The sequence below is a fragment of the Tardiphaga sp. 37S4 genome (assembly GCF_021044645.1).
GTDB classification, from domain to species: Bacteria; Pseudomonadota; Alphaproteobacteria; order Rhizobiales; family Xanthobacteraceae; genus Tardiphaga; species Tardiphaga robiniae.
The window spans coordinates 1,594,514-1,619,165 of the sequence record NZ_CP088008.1 but is presented as its reverse complement, the minus strand read 5'-3'; the positions used below and the strand labels follow the sequence as shown (position 1 = coordinate 1,619,165).

Genomic DNA, 24,652 nt, shown 5'->3' with positions numbered 1-24,652 from the left:
GGCTCCGCCCTATATAGTGGACCATTACGACTGTTGCCAGCCATCAGGCTACCCACTCATCACATTTAAATCGTTGGTCTTTTTCCTATTATTCCCAGCACGCCATTCAAGGGCAATGCGGGCGGTTCCCATGTGAGCCTAGGGTGATGACCCGATACTTCAGAAGTGCACGGAGGAACAATCTTGGCAGCGCGCATCGCGTCAAACAGCTCCCCGCGCGACTCTTTTGGAGGACGCTGGTTCGGAGGGAGGTGCGAGAAACAGCGCGAACGATCCGTAACCCAGGCATCGGTTGGAGGAAAAGGCGATGGCGGCATCCTGCAAGTATGAAATCAGCATTCTGAAACACGACGAGCAAGAAATCGTTCTTGCTACTCATCATCCCGCCATCGGCGAATTAACGCGCGACAAGCTGGAGAGCCTTCGTTCGAGGCTACGGGATTTTCATGGCAAGGAGCACACCCTAGCGCGGCATCGACAGCGCGAAGCAAGAGGAAAAGCCGAGCCGAGGGGCAGCAGCTTTTCGGGAACAGCCGAGCATGCAACTCAGCGCAAGCAAGTCTTCGTCGCTGCTATAAAACGCGTTAGCAAGGAGCTGAAGCGCCTGCAGAACTTCGAAGCAAAAAAGGAACTCGGAGAGGCCGCCAGGCGCGCATTGGCCCTGCGACGGGCACAGCAATTCTCTCGACCTCAAAATGATCTTCGCCCTGGTGAAGGAATGCGCTCCATCCCGAGCCGGCGCCGGAATATCAAGATTCCGCCTTCACGGATTGGGAGGGTGTCGCAGGCGAACAAGCGCGCGCAGGCTCGGCGCGACGTCAGCCGCGGAAGCGATTAAGCGGCGCGGAGGGATCCGAGATTCTTTTTTGTCCGTCCCAAGGACGAGCGCCGGCTGATCGAAGGCATCCAGCCTTTGGATCTGTTCCCATCACGGATCGCATGTGATCCGATCGGCGTACCTTCTTTCTGAAGATGTTGGGCGATCGCTAGAGTGTCCCTACATGACGGGGACGGCTGCGACGTGCAAAATCCGTGCGTCGCCGAAAACATAACTGCTCACAGACCATTGAAACTGCTGATCTTTTATTTCATGGAATGGACGCTATATAGAGTCCAGTTCCTCGCGCGCCAAAGACGTGATCCCGGTGACCGATGGCACAGTTAAGGTCCGAACCAGATGCTGAACGACATCTATAACAAGCGCATCATCGAGCTCGCCGGTAACATTCCCCGGCTGGGCCGCCTCCCTGCCCCCGATGCGTCAGCCACCGCCCATTCCAAGCTTTGCGGATCGACCGTCAAGATCGATCTCATGATGGATGCCGATGTGGTCACCGACTTCGCCCATGACGTGAAGGCTTGCGCGCTTGGCCAAGCCTCGTCGTCGATCATGGCGCGTCATGTGGTGGGCTCGACTGCGGAAGAATTGCGTGCGCTGCGCGAGACCGTGCGCAAGATGCTGAAGGAAAACGGCGCACCGCCATCGGACGGAAAGTGGGCAGATATCGCCCTGCTCGAACCGGTGCGCGACTACAAGGCGCGCCACGCCTCGACGCTTCTCACATTCGATGCGGTCGTGGACGCCATCGGGCAGATTGAAGCCAAGTCAAACGCCGGAGCCAGTCACCCGACGCCGGCATAACGCCAGCGCGGCTATTTCCCCGACGGTGCCGATGCGACGCCGCCAGTCGGCACCGAGGCCTCGGCCGTCTTGGTTGACTTCGTCGAAGACACGACCGGCGCCGAAGCGACCGGGGTGTTTTCATTCTCTGGCCCGCTCACGAAACGATCCTGTACCGACTTCGGCACCAGTGATGCAACCGGCGCCTCCTGCTCGCGAGGCTCGGGCAACACATCACCGACACTATGGCTGGTGACCAGATTGGTCAGCTTCAACTCGGCTTCCGTAAGCCGATGCAGATCGTCCCACGGCGGCACGCTGAGCGACAATGACAAGAGATCACCCGTGCCTCCCATGTCGAAAGTGTATTTGGCGAGACGGCCGATATCCCGCTCGACGATCATCAGGTCATTTGCCGTATAGCTCGCAGCCTTCGGGTCGTCGGCGCGGTCGCCCATCCAGATCTGATGGACGCGCACAAGGGATTCCTCGGCCACATAGCGGGTCTTGCCCGCCAGCAGCAGGAACACGCACATGGATTCGCAATAAGCCTGCGGCACGACCGCCGGCTTCATGACGCCCGAGGATGATTGCAGGTCGACCGTGATACCGACTGTGGTGCGCAGACCAAGCTTGCGCCAGCGCCGGCCCATGGTGATGGCGTCATTGACCGAGCCGCCGCTGGAATCCAGCACCACTGTCGCGTCAGTCAGATCGCGGCCTTTGGAAAACTCGTCGAAATCCCTGACGGTGTCGCCGGTGACAATCCCCACCGCGCCGATCCAGCCACGGCAATTCGGCTCGCAGGCAACCCAGGTGAAGCGCATCGGGAGTTTGCGTTCTTCGAGAACGGCTGCAGCTTGGGCAGACGTCGCGACCGAAGCCAGCAGGCCGGCCGCGAGTCCGGGAAGAACGATGCAAAAGGCCGCGGCGCGAAACAGCGCCGAACTACCTGATCGAAGCGACCTCATACGTCCCAAGTCGGTTCCTTCCCCGCACTCTCATGAGCAATGGCAACGGCCCCAAACAACGCTCATGATTCTGTCACACGGGCGTTACGTGAAAACCTAACGAGCTTCGCCGCAGCGTCCAGTTACTTTTGCTGCACTGCATGCAATAAATTGGCAGGTGTGTCTCCAATGCATAAGTAGATGGGTTCCATGCAAAGGAACCGGGCAAAACCCGGCTGATCTGATAGCAATCCGACCATGAAACATTCATCCATGTGCCCGAACTGCGTCGGTACTATTCAACGGCTGCCGCGCAATGCCGGTCGCGGCATGATCTGGATATACCGCCACACGCTGTCTCCGCTCGTCGGCTACAATTGCCGGCACCTGCCAACCTGTTCGGTCTATGGCGACGAAGCGATCGAGCGCTACGGATTGTGGGCCGGCGGCTGGATGACACTGGCCCGGCTGCTCCGCTGCCAGCCATGGGGCACTTCGGGTATCGATAACGTGCCGGCCAAGCTGTCGCCCGATGCCCGTTGGTATACACCGTGGCGCTACGCGCGCTGGCGCGGTGTCAATGACAGCGCAAATTAGAAACTTACGCAGACATTGCCGACCTTCGTGAGCACCGACTCCTGACTGAACTGCCGCTTATAGCTTTCCGCGATGGCAACGAGGTCGGCACGTTTCTGAGCGTCGTCGGCGAAAGTGATCAGAACGACCTTTGCCCTTTCGCGGACATCAACATTACGCACGCCGTCGCGCCACTGCCCGTCTCCATCGATGACGGTGAGACCATCGGGAAAGCGGGGTGTGATTTCCCTTGCGACGAAATTTGCAAATGCAGATTCGCTGATACCAGGCCGATCGCCAATGTTGCGGCCGAAGATCATCTCCGCAGACACCATGATGCGCGACGGCGGCAGACAGGCTTGCGGCGGCAGCCATGCACAGCCGCTCATCAGCACACTGACTGTTAATGTAGCAAGGCATGCGGAGAACAGTTGGCGGATATGTCGCGGCACGCCGAACCTCAAATTATCAAAGCTATTTTTACAAAATGCCTACTGGTGGGATTGTTGAATAACATTTGATACCATAGGGTGCCGCCACTTCATCTCGCCAAATTCATCTTCACTTAACATCATTGCCCGGGGCACTCAGGTGGAAGACGGCCTATACGAAGTACATTTTCATACTATTCATGGCACCGGGACCGGCGTTGTCTATGCAATCGGCGGAAAGCTGCGCGGCGGCAACTCCGCTTTCGCCTTCATGGGCAACTATCAAAACAGAGGCGAGACCATCTCTGTCAAGGTGTCATCGAAACGCTACAACCCGGATCAAAGCTTCAAGTCGGTGTTCGGCTTTGAAGGTGTCACACTGGCATTGACCGGTCGCGTCAATGGCGACCTGCTCGATTTCGAAGGCAGTGCGCTGCAATTGCCCGGCGTGCCGTTCAAGGCGCAACTGACCCGCATCTGCGACTAAGCGACACGTCCCGACATTTTACGGCTGAACGCGATGGCCACCAGTGCCGTCGTCAGGAAACCCATCGCGACAAACCCCGACGCGTGGAAGTATCCGCCGGCGAACAGCGCGCCACCGATGCCCGATCCAATCGCCTGGCCGACATAGAGCATCGATGTATTGAGCGAGACCGACGCCGCACCGGCCGACGGTGCCGCCATGATCAAGCGGACCTGCTGCATCGACGTGATGGCGCCGAAGCCGAGCCCCCAGATCGCGACGCCGAGCGCCATCACGGGCAGATGGCCTGCGCCGAGTGTCCAGACCGTCATGCCGGCCAACACCAGCGATGTCGATAGAATGGAGGTTCTCAGCGGCCCCCAGCTATCGACGATCCGCGTCGCCGTCATGATGCCGAGAAAACCACAGACGCCGTAGATCGCGAAGACGGATGCCGCCGCATCGTGCCCTGCGCCCGCGAGACGTTCGAGCAGCGGCGCCATGAAGGTGAAGATCGAGAACTGCCCGGCGATCTGCAGCATGGTGATCGACAGCAACAACAGCACGAGCCGGTTGCGCGCCAGCGACGACCATGTGCTGAGATCGACGGTGGCGCCGAACAGCCCGCGCGGAATCCGCCACACCAGCAACACGAGACTGATGCAACTCATTACGCCGACGCAGCCATAGACCTCGCGCCAACCGAAGCGGCTGGCGATGAACGTCACCAGCGGCAGACCGACCGCAGCGGCGAGGGTCCAGCCGAGAAAGACATAAGCAACGCTGCTACCCCGCTTCTCCGGCGGCACCAGCATGCCGACCACGCCTGCCGCCTGCGGAGTATACGGTGCCGCAGCGATGCACATCACCAGGCGGATAGCGAGCAGCACCGCATAGTTGGGCGCAAGGGCCGAAGCGAGATTGCACACGGCCACGACCGCGATGACGCCGATCAACATGTGCCGCCGCTCGATCCGGCTGGTCAGCCACGACATCAGCGGCGAGCAGATGCACAGCATCACTGCGCCGAAGGTGATGAGCAGTCCTGCCTCGCGGATGGTGACGCCGAGGCCGGCCGACAATTCACCCAGCATCGCCGTCGGCCCCAGCAGGCCGATGCCGGTGACGAAATTGCCGATCATGAGTGCGGTGGGGGCGTAAGGGCGGGAGACTGTCAAGATATCGCATCTTATGGATGCAACTGCATGCAAGTCAAACCTGCAAGCCAAGCGTGCAAATCAGATCAGCCAGACTGGTGTTGCAACGCCCGAATCGGCTGCTATACCGCTCGTCCGCTTACCTGCGCCCGTGTGCAGGAGTGAGCCACAGGAGAGAAGACATGACTGAGAATGAAGGCTCGGGATTCAAGTTCGGCCTCGCCAACCTCACCCCCGCCGAAACCAACAACATCACCGTTACATTCCCTGACGGCGCCAAGCGCGAATTCGCCAGGGGCACGACCGGCTTCGAGATTGCCAAGGGCATCTCGCCGTCGCTGGCCAAGCGCACCGTTGCTATGGCGCTGGACGGCACCGTCTCGGATCTCTCCGATCCGATCGACGCCGACGCCAAGATCGATTTCATCAACCGCGACGACCCCCGCGCGCTGGAGCTGATCCGGCATGACGCGGCGCACGTGCTCGCCGAAGCCGTGCAGACGCTGTGGCCGGGCACCCAGGTGACCATCGGTCCGGTGATCGAGAACGGTTTCTATTACGACTTCTTCCGCAACGAGCCATTCACGCCCGAGGACTTCGGCGCGATCGAGAAGAAAATGCGCGAGATCATCGCGCGCGACAAACCGTTCACCAAGGACGTCTGGGATCGCGAAAAGACCAAGCAGGTATTCCGCGACAAGGGCGAAGCCTTCAAGGTCGAGCTGGTCGACGCCATTCCCGGCAACGAGCCGATCAATATCTACTACCAGGGCGACTGGTTCGACCTCTGCCGCGGCCCGCATATGACCTCGGTCGGCAAGGTCGGCAACGCCTTCAAACTGATGAAGGTGGCCGGCGCCTATTGGCGCGGCGACAGCAACAATCCGATGCTGACGCGAATCTACGGCACGGCCTTCGCCAAACAGGAAGACCTCGACGCGTATCTGAAACAGATCGAGGAAGCCGAGAAGCGCGACCACCGTAAATTGGGTCGCGAACTCGACCTGTTCCACTTCCAGGAAGAAGGTCCGGGCGTCGTGTTCTGGCACCCCAAGGGCTGGACCATCTTCCAGGCGCTGATTGCCTATATGCGCCGTCGCCTCAATGGCGACTACAGCGAAGTCAATGCGCCGCAGATCCTCGACAAGGTCCTGTGGGAGACCTCCGGTCACTGGGAATGGTACCGCGAGAACATGTTCGCGGCGCAGTCCGCCGGCGACGAAGCCGAGGACAAGCGCTGGTTCGCATTGAAACCGATGAACTGCCCCGGCCATGTGCAGATCTTCAAGCACGGGTTGAAGAGCTATCGCGACCTGCCACTGCGCCTTGCCGAGTTTGGCGTGGTGCATCGCTATGAGCCATCGGGCGCCATGCACGGCTTGATGCGCGTGCGCGGCTTTACCCAGGACGACGCCCATGTGTTCTGCACCGAGGCCCAACTCGCCGACGAATGTCTCAAGATCAACGACCTGATCCTGTCGACCTATTCGGACTTCGGGTTCGGCGACATCGTGGTCAAGCTGTCGACGCGGCCGGAGAAGCGCGTCGGCACCGATGAGATGTGGGATCACGCCGAGCGCGTGATGGCCACCGTGCTGTCGGTGATCGAGAGCCAGTCCGGCGGCCGCATCAAGACCGAGATCTCGCCTGGCGAGGGCGCGTTCTACGGACCGAAGTTCGAATACGTGCTGCGCGACGCCATCGGCCGCGACTGGCAGTGCGGCACCACCCAAGTCGACTTCAATCTGCCGGAACGCTTCGGTGCGTTCTATATTGACGCCGACGGATCGAAGAAGGCGCCGGTCATGGTGCATCGCGCGATCTGCGGTTCGATGGAGCGCTTCATCGGTATCCTGATCGAGCACTTCGCCGGCAACTTCCCGCTCTGGCTGTCGCCGGTGCAGGTGGTGGTCACCACGATCACCTCGGAAGGCGATGAATACGCCAAGGTCGTCGCCGCGGCCGCGCGAAAGGCTGGCCTCCGCGTCGAGATCGATCTGCGCAACGAAAAGATCAACTACAAGGTCCGCGAACACTCGCTGGCCAAGATCCCTGCCCTGCTCGTGGTCGGCAAGAAGGAAGCCGAAACCGGCCAGGTCTCGGTGCGCCGCCTCGGCAGCGACGGCCAGAAGGTCAGTTCGCTCGAGGAAGCCCTCGCCGCACTGGTCGATGAGGCGACACCGCCCGACGTGAAGCGCGCACTGGCGGAGGGCTGAGCCGATGAGCGACGATGAAGAGATCGAGATCGAAGCCTATCCGCTTCGGTCCTATCAGCTGATCGCCGATCCCAACCGGCCGGACGTGGTCGCGCTGGCATTCGAGACTGAGCGTGGCCATAGCCTCTATCTGGCCTCGCGGGCCGTGCTGGAGGATCTGGGCCGGGATATGCTGGACCGCGCCTCCAAGATGCCGGAGCACAAAACGGTCAGCTAAGCGGATGCGCGCGGTCACAATCCGTCTAAATCAGCAAGGCCCGCCTCGTGGCGGGCCTTTTCGCGTGGTAAGCGGTCATTCAATTCCTGCGAATTCTGCGCATCCTCATCTGTGAGAACTGCCTGTGCCCGACATCATCGACTTCCTGAAGACCCGCCGCTCCGTCAAGCCGCGCGAAATGACCGGCTCCGGCCCCTCATCCGCCGAACTAGAAACCATCCTGACCATTGGGGCACGCGTGCCGGACCACGGCAAGCTGGCGCCATGGCGCTTCATCATTTTCGAGGGTGACGCCCGCAAACGCGCGGGCAACGTCATCGCCACCGTGTTCGCACGGAAGAATCCCGATGCACCGGTCGAAGATATCGAGGCGCAGAAACACAAGCTGACGGAAGCGCCGCTGGTGATCGGCGTGGTGAGCATCATCAAGCCGCATCCGAAGATTCCGTCATGGGAGCAGGAACTGTCCGCAGGTGCGAGCTGCATGAATATTGTGTCGGCCGCCACAGCCATGGGTTATGGCGCCAACTGGCTGACCGGCTGGATGGTCTATGACCGCGACGTGCTCGAAGGCCTCGGCCTCGCCGCCAATGAAAAACTGGCCGGCTTCATCCATATCGGCGGCAAGCCTGACAAGGTGATCGAGGACCGGCCGCGGCCAGAACTCAAGGACGTCGTGACCCGGTTCTGAACCGGATTTACGCGGCCTGGGACGCCTGGCTGCCAAACCGGCGCAGCAGGTTCTCGATTTCCGATGCTGGCTTGGCAGGGCTGAACAGAAAACCCTGCACCTCGTTGCAGCCTTCCGCGCGCAGCCAGTCCAGCTGATCGATCGTCTCGACGCCCTCAGCCGTCGTGGTGATGTTCATGCTGCGACCAAGCCCGGAGATCGCGCGCACGATGGCAACGCAATCCGGCCGCTCGATCAGATCCTTCACGAATGACCGATCGATCTTGATCTTGTCGAACGGAAAACTCCGCAGATAGCTCAGGCTGGAATAGCCGGTGCCGAAATCATCCATCGAGATGCGGACGCCCAGCGCGCGCAACTGATGCAGGATCGCGAGATTGGCCTCGGTTTCCGCGAGAAAAACCGACTCGGTGATTTCCAGCTCAAGACGATGCGGCGACAGGCCGGAATAGGCCAGCGCAGCGACCACGACCTGCACCAGGTTGCGACTGCGGAACTGCACCGGCGAGAGATTGACCGCGACCTTGATATCGTCCGGCCACTTGGCAGCTTCGGCGCAGGCCTTGCGCAGCACCCACTCGCCGAGCGTGACGATGAGGCCGATGTCTTCAGCAACGGGAATGAAATCAGCAGGCGAGATCATGCCCTTGTCGGGATGTTTCCAGCGCAACAGCGCCTCGAAGCCGGTGATGCGGTCGGCAGCCAGATCCACCAACGGCTGGTAGTGCAATTCAAAGTCGCCATCAGCGAAAGCGCTGCGCAGATCGAGCTCCATGTCGCGGCGCTTCTGCGCCTGACGATCCATCTCGCGCTCGAAGAAGCGATGCACGCCGCCACCTTCGGACTTTGCGCGGTACAATGCCATGTCGGCATTGCGCATCAGCTCTTCGCTGGTATCGCCATCGCCCGGTGACATGGCGATACCAATGCTGGCGCCGATCACGACCTCGACGCCGTTCATGTCATAGGGCGCGCTGATGATCTCGATCAGCCGCGCGGCAAAATCGTTGGCTTCGTTGGGCGTGATATCGGCGGCCAGCACCACAGCGAACTCGTCGCCGCCGAGCCGGGCCGCAAGATTGTTGCCGCGGACCTCGGCGCGCATCCGCGCGGCGACCATCTTCAGCAGCCGATCCCCCATCGGATGACCGAATGAGTCATTCACGTTCTTGAACAGATCGAGATCAATGCAGAGAACCGCGACATGTTTGGTCGGATTGTCGTGATCCAGCGCCTGGGCCAGACGCTCCTGATAAAAAACACGATTCGGCAAATCCGTCAGCGCATCGTGATGCGCCATATGCGCCACACGCGCCTCGGCCTTGCGACGCTCAGTGATGTCGACAACAGCCACGAGAAAGCCGTCGCGGCCTTCGAACATCACGCGGCGGCCATAGGTCAGCACCTCGATTTCGCTTCCATCGGCCTTCAGATGGCGCCAGTTCCGGTCCGACTGATAGATATCTCCAAGCTGCATTAGCGCGCGCGTATGAAGCTCCCATTCATCGCGCGGCCAGATTTCCTTGAGCTGCATGCGGAGGAAAGTGGCGCGATCGTATCCGTAATGCGCGACAGCCGCGTCATTGACGCTGAGAAAATCCATCGTCTCGGCATCGAACACCCACATCGGCATCGGATTGCTGTCGAACAGCAGCCGGAACGAGGCCTCGCGGCGCTTAATGTCGGTGACGTCAGACACAGTCAGCGACACCAAGTCGCCAAAAGCGGTGGCGCTGAGCCGAAGGTTGCGATCATCGCTGTCGATTTCGAGCTGACCGCTCTGGCCATTGGCGATCATGGACAGCAGCCATTTCGTCACGCTCGGCAGCGACAATGCGTGGCCGCCTGCGCTCAGCTTGCGCCACTGAAGGTCGGTGGGTGATACTTTCAGCAGGCGCGAAGCGCCCTGATTATGATGCACGATCTGGAAGTCAAAAGCCTGGCTTGCGGAATCCCGGATTGCCGCAAGCGACACGATGCCTTCGTCCGTCGACGAGAAGATCGCATCGACCAGATTGTAACGGGTGCCCTGCTCGTTGACATAGACGCCGACCAACCGGCCACCCCAACGTGACGCTGTCGGCAGCGCCAGAATGTCATAGGTGTAGACGAGACCGTCACGCACGCAATGCGCCACCATCAGATGCGGCCTGTTGGCCTGCAACGCGCAGTTTGCGGCTTCCGTTAGCGCACGCACGCAATCAGGTGCCAGCACGTCGAGCGGAATGCCCCAGCGATCGTCACCCAACCACTGTTGCACATAGCGGCCACTGCGTGACACTTCGAGCGTCTCACCTTCGACTTTCAGCAGGACGATGTGATCGGCCATCCGCCCAAGACTGCCGAGCATCACTTCTTCATAGCCGGGCAGAATCTGGCCGGGACGAACGGCCGCCCGCCATTTGCGTTGCAAGGCGGGAATGTCGTCGAACAACTTGACGTCCGGGCTTCCGGATAACTGTCTGGCCGCGATCACGACATCCCCTTCGGAACACTTGTAGCGATACTTGCTATTCGGACTATGGGGATTAACGTCATGTAAACGTTCCGCGGCCGCGGACGGCAACGACCTGCTATAACGCGACAAACTGGCACGATGGTTAGTTGGCGATTCAGGACCATGACACGCGCATGACAATTCATTCGCGTTTGAAGCGTGTTGTCTGCAACGAGATCTTTGTTCTGGAAGATTGTTGAGTAGCTTGCGAGCAGCAGTTAGCGCGCGACGACTTCGATCTCGCCGTCGACACCGTTCACGACGTTAAAGGGACGCTCGAACACCTTGCCTTCGTTCTTGGCGATGGCGCGGTACTCGCCTTCCGCCAGTGTGACGCGCGGGAAGGCACCGATCGATTCCTTGATGACGTCGCCGGCCGGCGTGATCACCGACCATGCGGTGTTGGCCAGGGCCTCGCCGCCCTTGTCGCTCACCAGCTTCATGGTGATGACCGCCGCACGATGCGTGATGGTCACGTCGGTGAGCTTGCTCGCCTGCACGCGGATGTCGGAGCGCACCACCGAATTGGCGTCGCCGTAATTCGAGATGATGTAGTAGGTGCCTTCCTGCAGCAGCACGACATCGCCGGCGGGAACACTCGGCAACAGCGGCGTGCGCTCGCCGCCTTCGAACTGGCTGCCTTTGTAGATCGAGAACGAGATCTGGTTCTGCGGAATCTTCGTGGTGCCGACGCGGCCCTCGATCCGCAATCCGCCTGCGGGCAGCACGAACGCTTCACGATCGGTCTCGGACTTGATGGTCACCGGACGAACGGCGCTCACAAGGCCCAGCGCCACATGGACCACATAACTGCCCGGCGGCAGCACGATATTCGGCGTGGCGCCGCGATCCTCGCGGATCAGCTTGAAGGCACCAGTCTCGTCCGGCCTGTCGGAATAAACCCGCCAGACCAGCCCGCTATTGATGACCGGCATATCCTTGCCATAGCGCGCCGTCAGCGCCAGCACGCCCTGTGCGGGCCCCGTTGGAGCAGCCTGGACTGGCGATGGCACGGGCGGCGCGACATTGGCGACCGGCGGCTGCGTCAGCGGCGCCGGCAACAGGGGGGTGGAAGCAGGACCGGACGGCGGCGCGAGGCTGATGGCCGGACCCGACGGGACATCCGGGATCGAGCCCGGCGGAACCGGTGCCGGACGGTCCGAAAAGAACTGCGCAGATGCGGTTTGGGGCAATGCAACAGCCTGCAGCAGAGCGAGGGCCAGCACCATGGCCAGCCGTCCGCTCCGGCCGGATGTTCGCAAATCATGGCCCTGTGCAGTCATGGTCATGCTTTTCACCCAAAACGCGACAAATTCAAGCCTTGACGCGGATGTCCCGCCGCCAGACCCACAATCGCGTGAGGTTCCCCATGAACCGGCGCACCGGGCGGTAACGGGTCGCTCTGCAGTCACATTTGGTGCCTAAACCTCGCAAACGCGACATAAATCATGAATTAGCTACCGTCTGGAATGATGGCGCAGCTGCATTTAATATCGGCGGCGTCGAGGAGCTTAGTGTGCTGGAGATTTTGATGGGGCGCGGCCAGAATGGCGCGAACGGTCGCGACAAGCCTGGTTTGGGAAGCGTTCGACGTCCGATCATCGGTCTGGCGCTGGGCGGCGGTGCGGCACGCGGTTTCGCCCATATCGGGATCCTCCGCACTTTGCTCGCCCATGGCATCGTCCCGAACGTCGTGGTGGGCACCTCGATCGGTGCCGTAGTTGGCGGATCCTACGCCGCCGGCCACCTCGATACGCTCGAGGAATGGGCGCGCAGTCTGCAGCCCCGCAATATTCTCAGCTATCTCGACATTCGCCTGAACGGCTCAGGCCTGATCGGCGGTAACAAGCTGGCCGCACAGCTCGAGGCATCGCTGGGCCATACGCTGATCGAAGATCTCCCGCTGAAATTCGCCAGCGTCGCCACTGAAGTTCGCACCGGTCATGAAATCTGGCTGACTCATGGTCGCCTGGTCGATGCGATGCGTGCGTCCTATGCGCTGCCGGGCATTTTCTCGCCGGTACTGGTCGGCGATCGCTGGCTGGTCGATGGCGCGCTGGTCAATCCGGTGCCGGTATCGGCGGCGCGCGCGCTGGGCGCTGAGATTGTCATCGCAGCCAATCTCAGCAATGACGTGTTTGGCCATTCGACCACGATTTTCGACCATGGCACGGGACCTGAAATGGCCGAGCCCATCATCGAAGTCGAAGAGCCGAAGCGCGGTTTCAGCAAGTTCTTCTCGGCCGAGCGCACCATGAAACGCGAATTCTTCGGTGGCGGCGGACGACCGGGCATCTCTACCGTAATGGTCGATGCCTTCAACATCATGCAGGATCGCATCACCCGCGCGCGCCTTGCCGGCGATCCGCCGGATCTCCTGATCGCACCGCGCGTTGGCCGCATCGGCTGGTTCGATTTCCACCGCGCCGAAGAAATGATCACGCTCGGCGCGCGTGCTGCAGAACGCGCCGTCGAGTCCATTCAAGAGGCGATCGAAATCCTCGCCCCCGAAGTGGCAAACTCACCTGCGCCCGTCGTTGCACAGAAGCCGACCACTTCGCAGAGCTGAGCACGGCGGGCTCAGGCCGTCGCGATATATTCGCGCAGCGCTTCCTGTTCACGCTCGAATTCGCGCAAGCGAAATTTGACGACGTCACCGATCGAGATCAGGCCAACGACCTTCTCGTCCTCGATAACGGGCAGATGCCTGAATTTTCCGGTCGTCATCTTTTCCATGATTGCACCGACCGTGTCGGCCGGTTTGCAGCCAATAACCTTGCGCGTCATTACGGCGCTCACGTCTTCATCCAGCGCTGAGGCGCCGCGTTCTCCGATCACCCGCACGATATCACGCTCAGACAGGATACCATCGATGTGGTGATGGCTCATCACCAGCACGGCACCTATTCTTCGCTGTGACAGCATCTGCACCACCGACGAGACCTTATCGTTCGGCGAGACGCTGATGATCTGGTGGCCTTTGGAATCGAGAATTGCACGTACCGTCATTGTCGCCTCCTAAGTCGACCATGCCCTTTGTCGGGCGTGGTCTTTCATTCTAGGGTCGTCAGACAGATGCAGTGTAACAGCGCAGTTCAACAGTCGTTCAGATGTGGTGATCGCACTGAAACACCGTTCGCGCCGGGAACGGGATCGACCTCAAGGGCCGAACCTGCCAACGTGGGTCACCTGTCGAATACATAAGATGGATCAAATGCGTCGGCCTCGCAAGAAGCCGGTACGCGCTTAATGCAGGTCGGAGATGTCCGGAGACGACGTTTGCGAACCCGTGCGCTGCAACCTCGGAATAGGATCGAACAGCGAGAACAGCAGCAGCCCCGCGAAGAAGCCGCCGATATGCGCCTGCCACGCAACGCTCGCCCCTTCCGCGCCGATCGCAATCGAGCCGACGCCAAAGATGATGTTGACGCCAAACCAGACCGCCAGAAATCCGATCACGCGCGGATCGCGCAATGAACGCAGTAGCGGAAGCGCCGGCACGCGTGCCGCCTCATCGGCATCGCCGCGGTTAAACGACAGGAAGCTGCCGCGCACGAAGGCAAAACGGATGGCCGCGGCCATGGCGCCGGAGACCGAAGCCGAGGCGCCGATCATCGGGGCGAGTGCGTGTTCATGGGTAACCAGATGCGCGGCGGCGCCAGCCACAGCCGTCACCGCCATGAAGATGAAGAAGCGGACCGCGCCGAAGCGCCGTGCCAGCGCACTACCGAACGGCAGCAGCCACAACACGTTGAAGCCGATATGGCTGAGATTGGCGTGCAACAGGGAGTAAGTGACGAAACTCCATACCTTGGCGCCATTGCCGCCGGGAAACGGCATCGACAGCAGCGTCTGGTCGTAGCGCTTCGGAATGAAACCGAAGACCTCAATGGTCCAGTATTCCAGATCCACCGGCAGCAACATGCGGATAATGTGGATCACGGCAAGCAACCCGACATAGGCCGTCAGCGCCCCCGGCAGGGTCAGGATCGGTTCGCGCGGGGGAGCGGGGGAATCCAAGGTGTCCAAGGGGATAACGGCCTGTCAGCGGCTCTGGCGAGCGATGCCCCAGATAGTCGGCTTTGCCGGTACCGCGCAAGCTCAGGATCGCCGCAGGACAGCAAACCCGCTTGAAAAGAAAAGGGAGAGCCTCTGAGAAAGGCTCTCCCCGGGTCCGTCTTGATCTTTTCCCGCGGATGGATGTCCCGGTGTGCCGGACGAGCCGACATCCCCACCCCTCCCCGCGTGACGACCAATTCTGTTTTCAGCCACCTGTTTATCGAAGCGCGTCACGAACTGCTGGAGACAGTCCGCTCCGCTCTGGAGTGAGCAGGAGACTACCGGCAATCCCCGCGTTGCCAAGCGCATGCTTAACTTAGAGTTAACGGCGAACCGGTCCACCCGCTCCGAAACCGGACGGTTAATGAGATCCTAACAATCATAGTAAACTTAACCTTAACGGCGGATATCCGCCCGAACGCGGTGGAAAACGCGCCTTCGGCATGGACGCTGCAATGACTGATCTGCACAACATGTAGCGGCGAGCGATGGATGGATTCGGGACAGAAATGTCCCCGATCCACTGCAAGCCGGGTCAGGATCAGGCGAATGAAACATCCATCCAGCCGCGCGTTCTTCGCCTATTGGGACGACAAACGCGGTTTTGCACGCGCTCCCGATCGGAGTGAGCTGGAACCCGGCCCCGTTCGCGAGTTGCTGGGCGACATTTTCGTACTGTCTTATGATAAGCCCGTCGAATTCCCGTTCCGCGTGGCCGGCACAAGAGTTTGTGCCCTGCTGGGCCGGGACCTGAAGAACCAGCCGTTTCCGTTGCTGTTCGCGCCCGAGTGTCGCGACGAGATCCGGGACATGATCACCGTCGTATCCGAGGAGCAGCTCGTCGCCGTTGCTGGCGTGACCGCAATGACCGAATTCGGTCAGAAGGCGCATCTGGAACTGCTGTTGCTGCCATTCGCGACGCGCGCGCATTCCCCTATCAGCCTGACCGGCCTGCTGGCGCCCATGTATGAAGTCCGCGGCCGGCTCGGCGCATTCCAGCTGACGTCGTTCCGCTATCTCGCCCACCAGCCGCAGCGCTTTGCGCCGCGCGCCCTGCGCAAACTGCAGGTTGCCCGCGGCCTGATGGTTTATGAAGGGCTGCGCTGAGCACCTTCTACGGACGCTGCTCATTATAAGTGTCGCGTAGAATAATCACGCCAACTGGTTGCGCCAGTTCGGTATTTGCTAACGCGGCGTTAACCCTACGGGCCGTAGGGTCGGTCGAAACTCGACCAGCATGACCGGCACGACACTGATGGCGTTCGCGCAAACAAAATCGATTCTTCCGTCTGCAGAAGAACGCCGTCGCTTTCAGCGGGTGAAAGTGCACCTGCTTGGCCGCTATATGCTGCCGGATCGCCGCGAATTTCCGTGCCAGGTCATCAATATGTCGCCCGGCGGCCTCGCGCTGCTCGGTCCCGGCATCGGCAATGTGGGCGACCGCGTCATCGCCTATCTCGACCATATCGGCCGCGTCGAAGGTAAAATAACCCGGATCATCGACAACGGCTTCGCCATGACCGTGGGTGCGACACCGCGCAAACGCGACAAGCTGGCAGCCCAGCTGACCTGGCTGGCCAACCGCGACATTCTCAATCTGCCGGAAGACCGCCGCCACGACCGTATCGTGCCGCGCAATCCGATGGTGCTCCTCACCCTCGAGGATGGCGTCCAGATGAACGGCCGCATTATCGACCTGTCGCTGTCCGGCGCCGCTATTGCGGCAGAGAAGCGTCCGCCGCTGAACTCGATTGTCATGCTCGGCCGAATCCAGTCCCGCGTGGTCCGCCATCTCGAAGAAGGCTTCGCGCTGGAGTTCTTCCACGAGCAGTTGGCAGAGACGCTCGAAGACAGCGTCAACGCCCGGTAAACGGCCGAACGCCCCCGATCCTCGTTTTTCAATGTCCTGAAGGCGCCATCCGCGTCAGCGGATACCGTTGCTCGTCATCTGCAGGCGGTCGCGAGGAGTTAATTTCACGCCGCTTTGCGCACGCAAGTTCCTGAATTGCAGCATTCAAGCCATTAACGCGTAAAATTTGACTCAAATACAATTAGCTAAAATTTGAATCGAATTCGATTCAAGTATAGTTCGAATTCGCCGCGCCTTTTACTTGTAATCGCTTCAATTGTACTTGAGCGATTTAGCGGCGACGAAAATCCTTTGTGCGAAACATGGTCCCAACAAGAAAACGGGGGCCACAATGTTTGGTAACAAGGGGCGATACTTCGGACTGGCCGTTTTAGCAGTCCTTCTTGGAGTGACTTCGTCGGCACGTGCCGGCAACGAAAAACTCTACGCAAGCCTGGGCGACAGCACACGCGCGCCGATCGGCTGGGTCGAATTCTGTTCAGACAATCCGACCGACTGCCGCGGCGGCGCAAGCCAACCACGCGACATCGTCATCACGCAGACTGCGTGGAAGGATCTGGTGCGGGTCAATCGCTGGGTCAACGAGACCATCAAGCCGATGACCGACATGGATCATTGGGGCGTGATCGAAAAGTGGTCGCTGCCATCAGACGGTTACGGTGACTGCGAAGACTATGTACTCCTGAAGCGCAAGATGCTGATCGAAGCAGGCTGGCCACGTGAGGCGCTGCTGATCACCGTTGTGCGCGACAAGAAGGGCGAAGGCCACGCCGTGCTCACGGTGAAGACGGACAAGGGCGAATACGTTCTGGACAACCAGAATGAGAACGTCCTCGCCTGGACCGAGACCGGCTACCGCTTCGTCAAACGCCAGTCACAGAGCGATCCGAATGTGTGGGTCTCGCTCGGCGACAACCGTCCTGCAGTGGCTACGGCCAGCGCGCGGGATCGCTAAACAACACGAATTCGAGACACGCGACCCGGTCACATCCCCACCCCTCCCCGTCCCAGACCGGATCGCGCGCGGCCAGCTCTCCCCCAAGAGCTGGCCGCAACTTTTTGGGGCTATGTAAACGCTGATTTTATTGGTGTTTCCTGCATTCGACGTGCAGCTATCGTGCAGAACGACTCGCGAACTGCGCAGCCCGACCCGTGGAAAATCCGTGGAATTTGTTCACGGTCTTTCCCCGCCTGTTCACAGGCGCGGGCATGAACGACCACATCGGAGATAAGTTCGGCTGGCTCACCGTCCTCCGGCTTGTTCATACCCCGCCTCATAGGTGGTCTTGGGAGTGCCGTTGTGTTTGCGGCGCGGCGGTTATTGCCCGAAGGGATAGGATCAAATCTGGGCATACCGTCTCGTGCGGCTGCATGAAGGGCTACCGCCACGGCTTCGCCCGCACCCAGATCTACCGCACATGGCAGAGCATGCTTCAACGCTGCTGCAATCCGAAATCAGCGTCATTTCCTGGGTACGGCGGCAGAGGGATCACTGTCTGCGACCGCTGGAAGACCTTCGAAAATTTCCGCTCCGATATGGGCGATCGCCCGTCTCCCGCGCATTCCTTAGACCGAATCGACAATGAACTTGGCTACTCGCCAGAGAATTGTCGTTGGTCCACGCCACGCGAACAGGTTCTGAACACCCGACGCGGCCACGCCAAACGAATCCGAGACATCCTCCCGAAAAGGAACAGCCACATGCCCTTCGATCTAGTCGAGACCCGGAAGACCCTCATCGCCCTCCGCGTTACCCACCGCGGCAAGCCGGCCTACACGCACCGCTTCAGCGATGCTGTGAGCATGTTGGAGAATGAGGAACGCGCCCGCGCCGAGGGTGACACTGCATTGGCAGACCTGCTGCGTGGAAACGCCATCCGCAAGCTCAAGGAGATCGAACAGCTAAAGCGGGATGGCGGGCGCTTTATCCTTCAGCACCACATGAACGCTGATCAGTAGCCAACTCTGTATTCACCCTAACGCTCTTGGAGAGCATCATGGCCTTATCACTTGCAAAGCGTCTGAATATAGAACCCGATCTCGACTTCTCATTGCCACGCTGCCCGTTCTGCGGATCTGGTGCGGAGGTGCAGTTCTGGCACGGCGGCCGTCCGAGCAAACGGATGATCTCTTGCAGTGGCAACCTCAACGAATGCGACGTCCGCCCGGCGGTCACTGGAGAGACGCTCAAGGAAGCTCGCGAGCGCTGGAGCCGACGCGCCTGACACCGCCACGTATTCGGAATAAGAGCTTTCACCCCACAACAGGAGACGACAAATGTCAGACGATATAGCAACCTACGAAACAATGCAGGACAATGCTGAGCGTGCCGGCGATATATTCAAAGCCGAATGGCTCGCGCGATTTATTTCTCGCTTCTCGGAGCGCATGAGGGCATCGGGCTACGACGGCGAGCCGGATCTAGCCGATATCTCAAAGCAACACGCCGACGCGGCGTGGGACTGCCGCGATGCCGACGACGAACCGGAAGCGGCAGCGGATGCCGAGTTCGAAGCGCTGGCGGACAGCCTATGACCATCGCGATCATCGAATGGAGAACGATCATGAGACATATCCAGGTCTGGTTACGCGAAGTCGATGGCGGCACGAACAACGCGTGTTGGGTCGTATGCCTGAGGGGAGATCCTGGCGCGGTCTGCTTTACGGGAGATGCCCCGCCTGTGCCCAAGAAACCTAAATCGGATCAGCCGCGCCGCCGCGATGACTGGCACTATGATAGCCAAGGTTACTGCGACAATCCCGGCCGCGGATACTGAAACGATCCTGACCGAAGATGGAGAGACACATGAACATCCTTGACCGTACCGCCGACGGCGTAACTCACGAGTGCTGTGAATGCTCACGCCCCTTCAAAGGCGAGGGCTGGCAAGACTACTGCGCCGAATGTCACGCCAAGGCAGAGGTCGATAGCCCGCTCAACAAACTCTGGGCGTGCACGACTTGCAACAGCACTTTCCCCGCGGGGGATGTAAAGGTCAGCGGATCAGCGCCGGCAAACGACCCGTGGCCGTGCCCGCGCTGCGGTAGCAAAACCATTACGCCGGCCGATGGTGCGACCAGGCAAACCGCCGAATACTACGGCGAGTTGCCGCCGATGCACTTACGCTCTTGAGCAGAGACTGACCATGCCATCAAGAACCACCGCCGAACAAATGGCAGCAATAGCTGTGCGAATGCAGGTCGCGATCAAGGCCGGCAACATGAAGGCTGAACATGGGTCTGACGTGACCATCGACATCGGATCAGGCGAACGGGTCAACATTTTCAACGACGCCGGAACTGCCGACTATACGATGAGTATGGCACTCGCGACGGGCAACTTGGAATACGGCACCGACTTTGGACTGTCGGGCAATGAGGATTTTGACCGACCAGAAACTTATACCTTCCCGCCGGATCCTCTCGACTTAATTGACGAAGAAGCAACGGCAATCATCGAACAGGCCTGCCACAATGCGTGGTGACACCAGCACTCCTAAGCGATACACGAGGACGACATGGAAATCTGGCTGGCCGTCATCATCGCAACGATCCCGGGCACCTTCGGTAAAAAGCCGTTTGTGCGGGAGCTGGACTCGAAATATTCCAGCTATGAGCAGTGTTCACATTTGGGTGGCATGGTCGCTCGACTTGGCGGCGTGGCCGATATTGATCCTGACTATAAGATATACTGTCGGAAGGTGGGCTAGGCCGCCTCAGTCATGGGCAATGAGCGCGATTTCCGTCAAGCATCGACGGTTCAACCTTCCACTTGTATGGTGCCTCAGCTATCAAGGGAGGGATCATGGACAAAGAGTTTACGCTAAAGCGCATTGAAGCCTGCATCAAAGTGATGGATGCGGCGACAGAGCGCCAATTTAAGTTAGCCAGCTTCGCCTTGGCTGGCAACGTCGGCGCCATCCTCGCATGCTCGCTGGCAATAAAAGACTTCAGGGCCGGACAGCCACTTGCTCCGGAGATCGCGACAGCGCTTTCATGGTTTGCAGCCGGAGCGATCGCAGCCGTTGTCAGCCTAGCAATCGTTTTATTATCGTCGGAGTTGATGTCATACGGCCTCCTGAAGCTCGTTCGGACAGGCCCTGATCCGGACGATGCGCAAAAGAACTTCTTCGACGCGCACGATAGACCGGGATTCCAGCTGGCTCAGATAATCATCTATTTTGTCCTTTATGGTTACGCCGCATATGCTTTTTTTCACGGCGTATATGGCGCAATAGCTTTGCTCAAATAGCGCCTTAGCGCTCGTGGAATAGGAGGGCTCACGCCAGCGATCTAATTCCGACGAAGGCTGCGACTGCTATTGCTGCCCAGAACGCACTCCCAACGATCGTCTCGGTCCGTTCAGATCGACCTCGCAGCCCGACGAGTTTGAGCACACTTCGTCCCGACGATCGGATGATGATGTCCAGAACGATGTGGATTAGGATTCCTACGACTTGATCCATTCGACCGACGGCCTCTTTGACTTTACGGCCAGAATAGATGCCGCCGACTTCCGCAAGCTCGGTACCCACACTCCCGAATAAAGATCGACAGCGCGGATACGGCAAACAGGATAACTGGGACAGATCATGACTTTGGCGGTGGGAAAGGTCACAAAATCTGGCCTGGTTCTTTTATCCGATACTCGTCAGTACGAACCTTCGGCCGATCGGTCTAAGCGATCGGTGCGCTCAGGAACAATGAAAACAACGATACTGTGGGAGACTATCGCTGTCTCCTTCACTGGAAATGTCGATGTTGCTCAGCGCGACGTCGCCGCTCTTCAGTCGAATGGAGAAAATCCTGGTGTTTTCGCCGTTATTGAGTTTTTCGAGCAGCGCAGCAATCAAAGCAGAAATGACTACTTAGTCGCGTTTGCGCAGCCTGGTAAGCTTTACAAAATCGCCGATGGCAAGGCCGAGAGCATGCACACTGCGTGGGTAGGCCACATCGACGGTTTCGAGAGATTCCAAGTGGGAAAGCCCGCTTTCCCGGATAATCCGTTCTGGGAAATGAGCATGTTCGGCCCAGACGTCCCTGACAGTCAGCAGGTCAGCGATCGAATAACAAGAATGTCTGCCGTAGTGGAAGATCCTTCTGTCGATTCTGTGGGGGACTTTTTTACACTCGTAGCCGCCGTTGATGGCAAGTTTCGCGTCTGCTTCCAAGCAGGCGGTTATTTCGATGCGGAAGCTCGACTTTTAGACCCTTTGGGTCGACCGCTACTGAGCTCCACGGGAGAAAATCGCGCGTATCGGTTCTTCGCATGGGCACCAAAGGACCGCTCCCTTGCAGCTGCCGCATTTATTTTTCCGGATCCACAGGCCGCGTTCGTGTTCACCCAGCGTGGCGGTGTCGGCTTTGCCGATCAAACTCACGCTTTCTATGGATTAACGACGGACGAGCTCGTTGAGAAGATCGCAGAAACTACTGGAGTAGTTTTCGAAACATTGGAGTTTTGGCATCTTGGAACTCCACGACCTTGACCAATGACTGAAACACATCGGCACGCTTATGGGTGAGATAAGATATACTTTAGCTGGGAAGATGTCCTTCGGAGCGCCGGTAGGAAAATGCATTTATTGCGGCGCAGAAGGCGATGACGCCCCTTTGTCGGACGAGCATATTATTGCGTTTTGCTTGGGTAACGATGCAGTATTGCCTAAGGCGAGTTGTGATGCGTGCGCCAAATTAACGAGCTACCTCGAAGGGTACGCTGGCCGCCAAGTTTTCGGCCCCATGCGAAAGCACTTTCGAATTCAGTCTCGCCGCAAGTCATCTCCTTTGGGTACGGTTGATGTTCGATTTATTCGAGCGACGGGAGAGGAAACGCGAAGCGTTCAACGAAATCTACTTCCGACCATGTTGTCTCTACCACTTTTCCCCGCGGCGGGCTTGCTTGAGGACCGCGCACCGGCACCGATTCACGTTGTCGACAATTGGATTTGGTTCGCCGAAGATCCCGCTCAGCGTATGTCAAAGCTGCTTCAACCCGGCGAGTTTGGATGGCAGCTTCCAGCCGCAGTGAACGGATCGACCTTCGCCAGAATGCTTGCAAAGATAGCCCACTCGATTGCAGTCGGTTGGCTAGGTATATCCGCATACGAACATCTTTTGCCGCCGCTAATATTGGGCAACGATCCGAACATCGGTTACCCGGTCGGCGGGGCGGAAGGGCCGACCGAGCCGGATCCCCCGATCCCCTACGGTCCGAAAACCCACCACCACACCCTCAAGGTCATTCCAATGAGTTCGCCAGGCAAGCGCGATATTCTGGCCGTAAATATTCGTCTATTTAAGCACATCGGAACACCCAGCTATTGGGTCATCGTCGGTTTCCCGACGATGGAGACCGTCGCAAGACTCAAGGACACATCGGATTAAACAACGCGAACTCCTCAATCTACGATTGGTGACTGATTCCCGTGACGCCCTCCCCGCCATGGGGCGGACATCCGAACGCTATGAATGACTGGCATCTCCTCTACGCGAACACCCCAAAAGACCGAACGCTGCTCGGCCGCGACATGGCCGAAGAGTATTTGCCATTTTTGATGATTTGGGATGCGACGCAGTGGATGGAGCAGGCAGCCCTTTAAGTGGTCCCGGCTGGAGCCCAAAAAAGATAGGGGCCGCGAAAACGCGGCCCCTGATATGATTTACCAGCGGCGCCCGCCACGCCAGCCCCGGTCCCACCCGCCATGACCACGTTCATCTTCACGCTCACGCCTGACGCGTCTTCGGCTGCTGTCGAACGCGCCATTGCAGAGTTGGACGCCGCCTTCCCTCAACACGAGTTTCTTGCCGGGGACCCCGACGTCGGCGGCTTCGAGAACACGATCCTCGCGGTGCATGGCAGCACCGGCAGCGGTGATCTACCCGGTGAAATCGTACTGCCAAATTTGGCGCAGGTTTCGGAAGTAACAATGGCCTTCCGACAAATCATTGAAGATCTGAAGGGTTGGAAGCCGTCATAGGAGACGCTCTGCGCCCTGGCCGAAAGAGCGGAGTGACCCACTTAGCGTCAGTTCATTACAGCGCTTTGAGGTCAGGTGGCCCCTTGCCGCCAAGCGCCAGCGCCGCCGGATCTTTCCCATCATCCGGCGATCGGCTTCGCTCGCCAAACCTCCAACCGCCGCTCAGCTTCATCGGCTTGTGCAGTCGTGTGGGCGTCTCGAAGCAGATGAGATATTTTCCATCCCTCGATGTTTCCATGCCTGCTTGTAGAGGATCGCCTTAGATCGGTGGCGACGCTACTGAGCCTAATCTTTCGATTTATGTCGATTGGATTTGAGGCGTTCATTGTTGGCCGCTCCGATGTCGGCTTACAACAACCGCCTAAACGCCCGAAGGTTGCATAACAATTTGGCTCTACTAAAACTAGTGACATCCGCGTCAGCGACGGTTCCTGGGCCGGAAGTTCAACCTCAGCGGACTCGACTTTTGTTCTTCTTATGTTCTAATTGGGGAATGAGCGATAGACCCGCAAGCTGGCGCATGCCGACACCGAAACAGATGGAAAGGCTGGCGGCCAAGCCCAGTCGACCGCCTGAGGCACCTATCCCGGCGCCCGGCCCCGCGGACGATCTGCCGGAGGCGTATTGGGACTCCATCGTCCGGGATCCGCGCGGTCAGATCCGCACCGGCGTTCCTATCCAGCAACGTCGCCTTTCGGAAATTCCCCGGCATGTCCTGCGAGTGACCTGCCGTCGCTGTGATCGGATCGTCGAAATCCAAACCATCGATGCCGTGCGCCTCTACGGAGCCCATGCCATCTGGAAAGATGTCGGGATGAAGTTGCTCGACAACGGCTGCCAGGAACGCACAGGACGCCTTGAGGAGGATGGCTGCTGGCCGTCATTTGAGACCACCTAGCGCTTTTGATTTTTCATTTTTTG

29 protein-coding genes are annotated in these 24,652 nt (G+C 59.3%); 22 read left to right on the top strand and 7 right to left on the bottom strand.

The features are described 5' to 3' along the window. The first annotated feature begins 307 nt into the window (after window positions 1-307). Together LPB73_RS07795 and LPB73_RS07790 are read left to right on the top strand one after the other, a co-directional pair. On the top strand, window positions 308-838 hold the full coding sequence (locus LPB73_RS07795; protein WP_231080211.1) for a hypothetical protein: 531 nt from the start codon (window positions 308-310) through the stop codon (window positions 836-838). Between the two features lie 339 nt (window positions 839-1,177). Continuing rightward, window positions 1,178-1,642 carry an iron-sulfur cluster assembly scaffold protein gene (locus LPB73_RS07790; protein ID WP_231080210.1) on the top strand — a complete coding sequence of 155 codons (465 nt, stop codon included), beginning with the start codon at window positions 1,178-1,180 and terminating at the stop codon, window positions 1,640-1,642. An 11-nt stretch (window positions 1,643-1,653) separates the two neighbouring features. Here LPB73_RS07790 and LPB73_RS07785 read toward each other — a convergent pair whose 3' ends face one another. Further along, entirely contained in the window at window positions 1,654-2,592 is a 939-nt protein-coding gene (locus tag LPB73_RS07785) for a hypothetical protein (protein ID WP_231081104.1), read from the bottom strand. A 237-nt stretch (window positions 2,593-2,829) separates the two neighbouring features. Here LPB73_RS07785 and yidD point away from each other — a divergent pair, with 237 nt between their 5' ends. Continuing rightward, complete coding sequence (gene yidD, locus LPB73_RS07780) at window positions 2,830-3,168, top strand: membrane protein insertion efficiency factor YidD (protein WP_231080209.1); 339 nt, start codon at window positions 2,830-2,832, stop codon at window positions 3,166-3,168. On the opposite strand, the gene LPB73_RS07775 is transcribed toward yidD, so the two are convergent. Continuing rightward, window positions 3,165-3,599, bottom strand: coding sequence for a DUF3574 domain-containing protein (locus tag LPB73_RS07775; RefSeq protein ID WP_231080208.1), 435 nt, complete (start codon window positions 3,597-3,599; stop codon window positions 3,165-3,167). The genes yidD and LPB73_RS07775 overlap by 4 nt on opposite strands. 139 nt (window positions 3,600-3,738) lie before the next feature. Between LPB73_RS07775 and LPB73_RS07770 the strand changes: the two genes are divergently transcribed. Further along, on the top strand, window positions 3,739-4,065 hold the full coding sequence (locus LPB73_RS07770) for a GrlR family regulatory protein (RefSeq protein WP_093762042.1): 327 nt from the start codon (window positions 3,739-3,741) through the stop codon (window positions 4,063-4,065). Here LPB73_RS07770 and LPB73_RS07765 read toward each other — a convergent pair. Further along, complete coding sequence (locus LPB73_RS07765) at window positions 4,062-5,186, bottom strand: MFS transporter (RefSeq protein WP_231081103.1); 1,125 nt, start codon at window positions 5,184-5,186, stop codon at window positions 4,062-4,064. The genes LPB73_RS07770 and LPB73_RS07765 overlap by 4 nt on opposite strands. Window positions 5,187-5,383: 197 nt before the next feature. Between LPB73_RS07765 and thrS the strand changes: the two genes are divergently transcribed. The 3 genes from thrS (at window position 5,384) to LPB73_RS07750 (ending at window position 8,325) form a co-directional block, all read left to right on the top strand. Further along, window positions 5,384-7,417 carry a threonine--tRNA ligase gene (gene thrS / locus LPB73_RS07760; RefSeq protein ID WP_231080207.1) on the top strand — a complete coding sequence of 678 codons (2,034 nt, stop codon included), beginning with the start codon at window positions 5,384-5,386 and terminating at the stop codon, window positions 7,415-7,417. A 4-nt stretch (window positions 7,418-7,421) separates the two neighbouring features. Then, the gene (locus LPB73_RS07755) at window positions 7,422-7,634 is read left to right on the top strand and encodes a hypothetical protein (RefSeq protein ID WP_231080206.1); all 213 of its coding nucleotides are present in this window, start codon (window positions 7,422-7,424) and stop codon (window positions 7,632-7,634) included. 124 nt (window positions 7,635-7,758) lie between these two features. Continuing rightward, on the top strand, window positions 7,759-8,325 hold the full coding sequence (locus LPB73_RS07750) for a nitroreductase family protein (RefSeq protein WP_068731925.1): 567 nt from the start codon (window positions 7,759-7,761) through the stop codon (window positions 8,323-8,325). A gap of 7 nt (window positions 8,326-8,332) precedes the next feature. On the opposite strand, the gene LPB73_RS07745 is transcribed toward LPB73_RS07750, so the two are convergent. Together LPB73_RS07745 and LPB73_RS07740 are read right to left on the bottom strand one after the other, a co-directional pair. Beyond that, the gene (locus tag LPB73_RS07745; RefSeq protein ID WP_231080205.1) at window positions 8,333-10,801 is read right to left on the bottom strand and encodes a putative bifunctional diguanylate cyclase/phosphodiesterase; all 2,469 of its coding nucleotides are present in this window, start codon (window positions 10,799-10,801) and stop codon (window positions 8,333-8,335) included. 239 nt (window positions 10,802-11,040) lie between these two features. Then, window positions 11,041-12,111 (bottom strand): hypothetical protein, encoded by a 1,071-nt coding sequence (locus tag LPB73_RS07740; RefSeq protein ID WP_414716873.1) that lies wholly within the window; start codon window positions 12,109-12,111, stop codon window positions 11,041-11,043. Between the two features lie 227 nt (window positions 12,112-12,338). On the opposite strand from LPB73_RS07740, the gene LPB73_RS07735 reads away from it, so the two are divergent. Continuing rightward, window positions 12,339-13,391 carry a patatin-like phospholipase family protein gene (locus LPB73_RS07735; protein ID WP_170849844.1) on the top strand — a complete coding sequence of 351 codons (1,053 nt, stop codon included), beginning with the start codon at window positions 12,339-12,341 and terminating at the stop codon, window positions 13,389-13,391. Between the two features lie 11 nt (window positions 13,392-13,402). Here the strand turns inward: LPB73_RS07735 and LPB73_RS07730 are convergent, their stop codons facing one another. Continuing rightward, entirely contained in the window at window positions 13,403-13,831 is a 429-nt protein-coding gene (locus tag LPB73_RS07730; RefSeq protein ID WP_093762031.1) for a CBS domain-containing protein, read from the bottom strand. Between the two features lie 237 nt (window positions 13,832-14,068). Further along, window positions 14,069-14,842, bottom strand: coding sequence for a rhomboid family intramembrane serine protease (locus LPB73_RS07725; RefSeq protein WP_231080204.1), 774 nt, complete (start codon window positions 14,840-14,842; stop codon window positions 14,069-14,071). A 588-nt stretch (window positions 14,843-15,430) separates the two neighbouring features. Here LPB73_RS07725 and LPB73_RS07720 point away from each other — a divergent pair. The 14 genes from LPB73_RS07720 to LPB73_RS07660 all read left to right on the top strand — a co-directional run bounded on the left by LPB73_RS07720 (window position 15,431) and on the right by LPB73_RS07660 (window position 24,629). Continuing rightward, complete coding sequence (locus tag LPB73_RS07720; protein WP_231080203.1) at window positions 15,431-15,988, top strand: PAS domain-containing protein; 558 nt, start codon at window positions 15,431-15,433, stop codon at window positions 15,986-15,988. A 148-nt stretch (window positions 15,989-16,136) separates the two neighbouring features. Next, window positions 16,137-16,751, top strand: coding sequence for a PilZ domain-containing protein (locus LPB73_RS07715; RefSeq protein WP_093762168.1), 615 nt, complete (start codon window positions 16,137-16,139; stop codon window positions 16,749-16,751). Between the two features lie 331 nt (window positions 16,752-17,082). Next, on the top strand, window positions 17,083-17,706 hold the full coding sequence (locus LPB73_RS07710; RefSeq protein WP_120286917.1) for a transglutaminase-like cysteine peptidase: 624 nt from the start codon (window positions 17,083-17,085) through the stop codon (window positions 17,704-17,706). A 416-nt stretch (window positions 17,707-18,122) separates the two neighbouring features. Continuing rightward, window positions 18,123-18,710 carry a hypothetical protein gene (locus LPB73_RS07705; RefSeq protein WP_231080201.1) on the top strand — a complete coding sequence of 196 codons (588 nt, stop codon included), beginning with the start codon at window positions 18,123-18,125 and terminating at the stop codon, window positions 18,708-18,710. A 348-nt stretch (window positions 18,711-19,058) separates the two neighbouring features. Continuing rightward, the gene (locus LPB73_RS07700) at window positions 19,059-19,286 is read left to right on the top strand and encodes a hypothetical protein (protein ID WP_231080200.1); all 228 of its coding nucleotides are present in this window, start codon (window positions 19,059-19,061) and stop codon (window positions 19,284-19,286) included. Continuing rightward, a complete protein-coding gene (locus tag LPB73_RS07695) occupies window positions 19,283-19,528 on the top strand; it encodes a hypothetical protein (RefSeq protein WP_231080199.1) in 246 nt (81 codons plus the stop codon). The genes LPB73_RS07700 and LPB73_RS07695 overlap by 4 nt, the downstream gene beginning before the upstream one ends. Before the next feature lie 369 nt (window positions 19,529-19,897). Further along, window positions 19,898-20,236 (top strand): hypothetical protein, encoded by a 339-nt coding sequence (locus LPB73_RS07690; RefSeq protein ID WP_231080198.1) that lies wholly within the window; start codon window positions 19,898-19,900, stop codon window positions 20,234-20,236. A gap of 33 nt (window positions 20,237-20,269) precedes the next feature. Then, on the top strand, window positions 20,270-20,461 hold the full coding sequence (locus LPB73_RS07685) for a hypothetical protein (RefSeq protein WP_231080197.1): 192 nt from the start codon (window positions 20,270-20,272) through the stop codon (window positions 20,459-20,461). Between the two features lie 95 nt (window positions 20,462-20,556). Continuing rightward, on the top strand, window positions 20,557-21,003 hold the full coding sequence (locus LPB73_RS07680) for a hypothetical protein (RefSeq protein WP_231080196.1): 447 nt from the start codon (window positions 20,557-20,559) through the stop codon (window positions 21,001-21,003). Window positions 21,004-21,343: 340 nt separating this feature from the next. Next, complete coding sequence (locus LPB73_RS07675) at window positions 21,344-22,240, top strand: hypothetical protein (protein ID WP_231080195.1); 897 nt, start codon at window positions 21,344-21,346, stop codon at window positions 22,238-22,240. Window positions 22,241-22,364: 124 nt separating this feature from the next. Continuing rightward, window positions 22,365-23,138, top strand: a complete 774-nt coding sequence (locus LPB73_RS07670) for a hypothetical protein (RefSeq protein ID WP_231080194.1) — start codon at window positions 22,365-22,367, stop codon at window positions 23,136-23,138. 80 nt (window positions 23,139-23,218) lie between these two features. Then, on the top strand, window positions 23,219-23,353 hold the full coding sequence (locus LPB73_RS29110) for a hypothetical protein (protein WP_256461276.1): 135 nt from the start codon (window positions 23,219-23,221) through the stop codon (window positions 23,351-23,353). 102 nt (window positions 23,354-23,455) lie between these two features. Then, on the top strand, window positions 23,456-23,731 hold the full coding sequence (locus LPB73_RS07665; protein ID WP_231080193.1) for a hypothetical protein: 276 nt from the start codon (window positions 23,456-23,458) through the stop codon (window positions 23,729-23,731). Between the two features lie 520 nt (window positions 23,732-24,251). After that, complete coding sequence (locus LPB73_RS07660; protein WP_231080192.1) at window positions 24,252-24,629, top strand: hypothetical protein; 378 nt, start codon at window positions 24,252-24,254, stop codon at window positions 24,627-24,629. Window positions 24,630-24,652 lie beyond the last annotated feature (23 nt).

Excerpts from the sequence above, each read along its gene's own strand:
- LPB73_RS07795 (WP_231080211.1), top strand. The coding sequence starts at position 308 with ATGGCGGCATCCTGCAAGTATGAAATCAGCATTCTGAAACACGACGAG.
- LPB73_RS07790 (WP_231080210.1), top strand. The coding sequence starts at position 1,178 with ATGCTGAACGACATCTATAACAAGCGCATCATCGAGCTCGCCGGTAAC.
- LPB73_RS07785 (WP_231081104.1), bottom strand. The coding sequence starts at position 2,592 with ATGAGGTCGCTTCGATCAGGTAGTTCGGCGCTGTTTCGCGCCGCGGCC.
- yidD (WP_231080209.1), top strand. The coding sequence starts at position 2,830 with ATGAAACATTCATCCATGTGCCCGAACTGCGTCGGTACTATTCAACGG.
- LPB73_RS07765 (WP_231081103.1), bottom strand. The coding sequence starts at position 5,186 with ATGATCGGCAATTTCGTCACCGGCATCGGCCTGCTGGGGCCGACGGCG.
- thrS (WP_231080207.1), top strand. The coding sequence starts at position 5,384 with ATGACTGAGAATGAAGGCTCGGGATTCAAGTTCGGCCTCGCCAACCTC.
- LPB73_RS07755 (WP_231080206.1), top strand. The coding sequence starts at position 7,422 with ATGAGCGACGATGAAGAGATCGAGATCGAAGCCTATCCGCTTCGGTCC.
- LPB73_RS07740 (WP_414716873.1), bottom strand. The coding sequence starts at position 12,111 with ATGACCATGACTGCACAGGGCCATGATTTGCGAACATCCGGCCGGAGC.
- LPB73_RS07730 (WP_093762031.1), bottom strand. The coding sequence starts at position 13,831 with ATGACGGTACGTGCAATTCTCGATTCCAAAGGCCACCAGATCATCAGC.
- LPB73_RS07720 (WP_231080203.1), top strand. The coding sequence starts at position 15,431 with ATGAAACATCCATCCAGCCGCGCGTTCTTCGCCTATTGGGACGACAAA.
- LPB73_RS07715 (WP_093762168.1), top strand. The coding sequence starts at position 16,137 with ATGGCGTTCGCGCAAACAAAATCGATTCTTCCGTCTGCAGAAGAACGC.
- LPB73_RS07710 (WP_120286917.1), top strand. The coding sequence starts at position 17,083 with ATGTTTGGTAACAAGGGGCGATACTTCGGACTGGCCGTTTTAGCAGTC.
- LPB73_RS07705 (WP_231080201.1), top strand. The coding sequence starts at position 18,123 with ATGAAGGGCTACCGCCACGGCTTCGCCCGCACCCAGATCTACCGCACA.
- LPB73_RS07700 (WP_231080200.1), top strand. The coding sequence starts at position 19,059 with ATGCAGGACAATGCTGAGCGTGCCGGCGATATATTCAAAGCCGAATGG.
- LPB73_RS07695 (WP_231080199.1), top strand. The coding sequence starts at position 19,283 with ATGACCATCGCGATCATCGAATGGAGAACGATCATGAGACATATCCAG.
- LPB73_RS07690 (WP_231080198.1), top strand. The coding sequence starts at position 19,898 with ATGCCATCAAGAACCACCGCCGAACAAATGGCAGCAATAGCTGTGCGA.
- LPB73_RS07685 (WP_231080197.1), top strand. The coding sequence starts at position 20,270 with ATGGAAATCTGGCTGGCCGTCATCATCGCAACGATCCCGGGCACCTTC.
- LPB73_RS07680 (WP_231080196.1), top strand. The coding sequence starts at position 20,557 with ATGGACAAAGAGTTTACGCTAAAGCGCATTGAAGCCTGCATCAAAGTG.
- LPB73_RS07675 (WP_231080195.1), top strand. The coding sequence starts at position 21,344 with ATGACTTTGGCGGTGGGAAAGGTCACAAAATCTGGCCTGGTTCTTTTA.
- LPB73_RS29110 (WP_256461276.1), top strand. The coding sequence starts at position 23,219 with ATGAATGACTGGCATCTCCTCTACGCGAACACCCCAAAAGACCGAACG.
- LPB73_RS07665 (WP_231080193.1), top strand. The coding sequence starts at position 23,456 with ATGACCACGTTCATCTTCACGCTCACGCCTGACGCGTCTTCGGCTGCT.
- LPB73_RS07660 (WP_231080192.1), top strand. The coding sequence starts at position 24,252 with ATGCCGACACCGAAACAGATGGAAAGGCTGGCGGCCAAGCCCAGTCGA.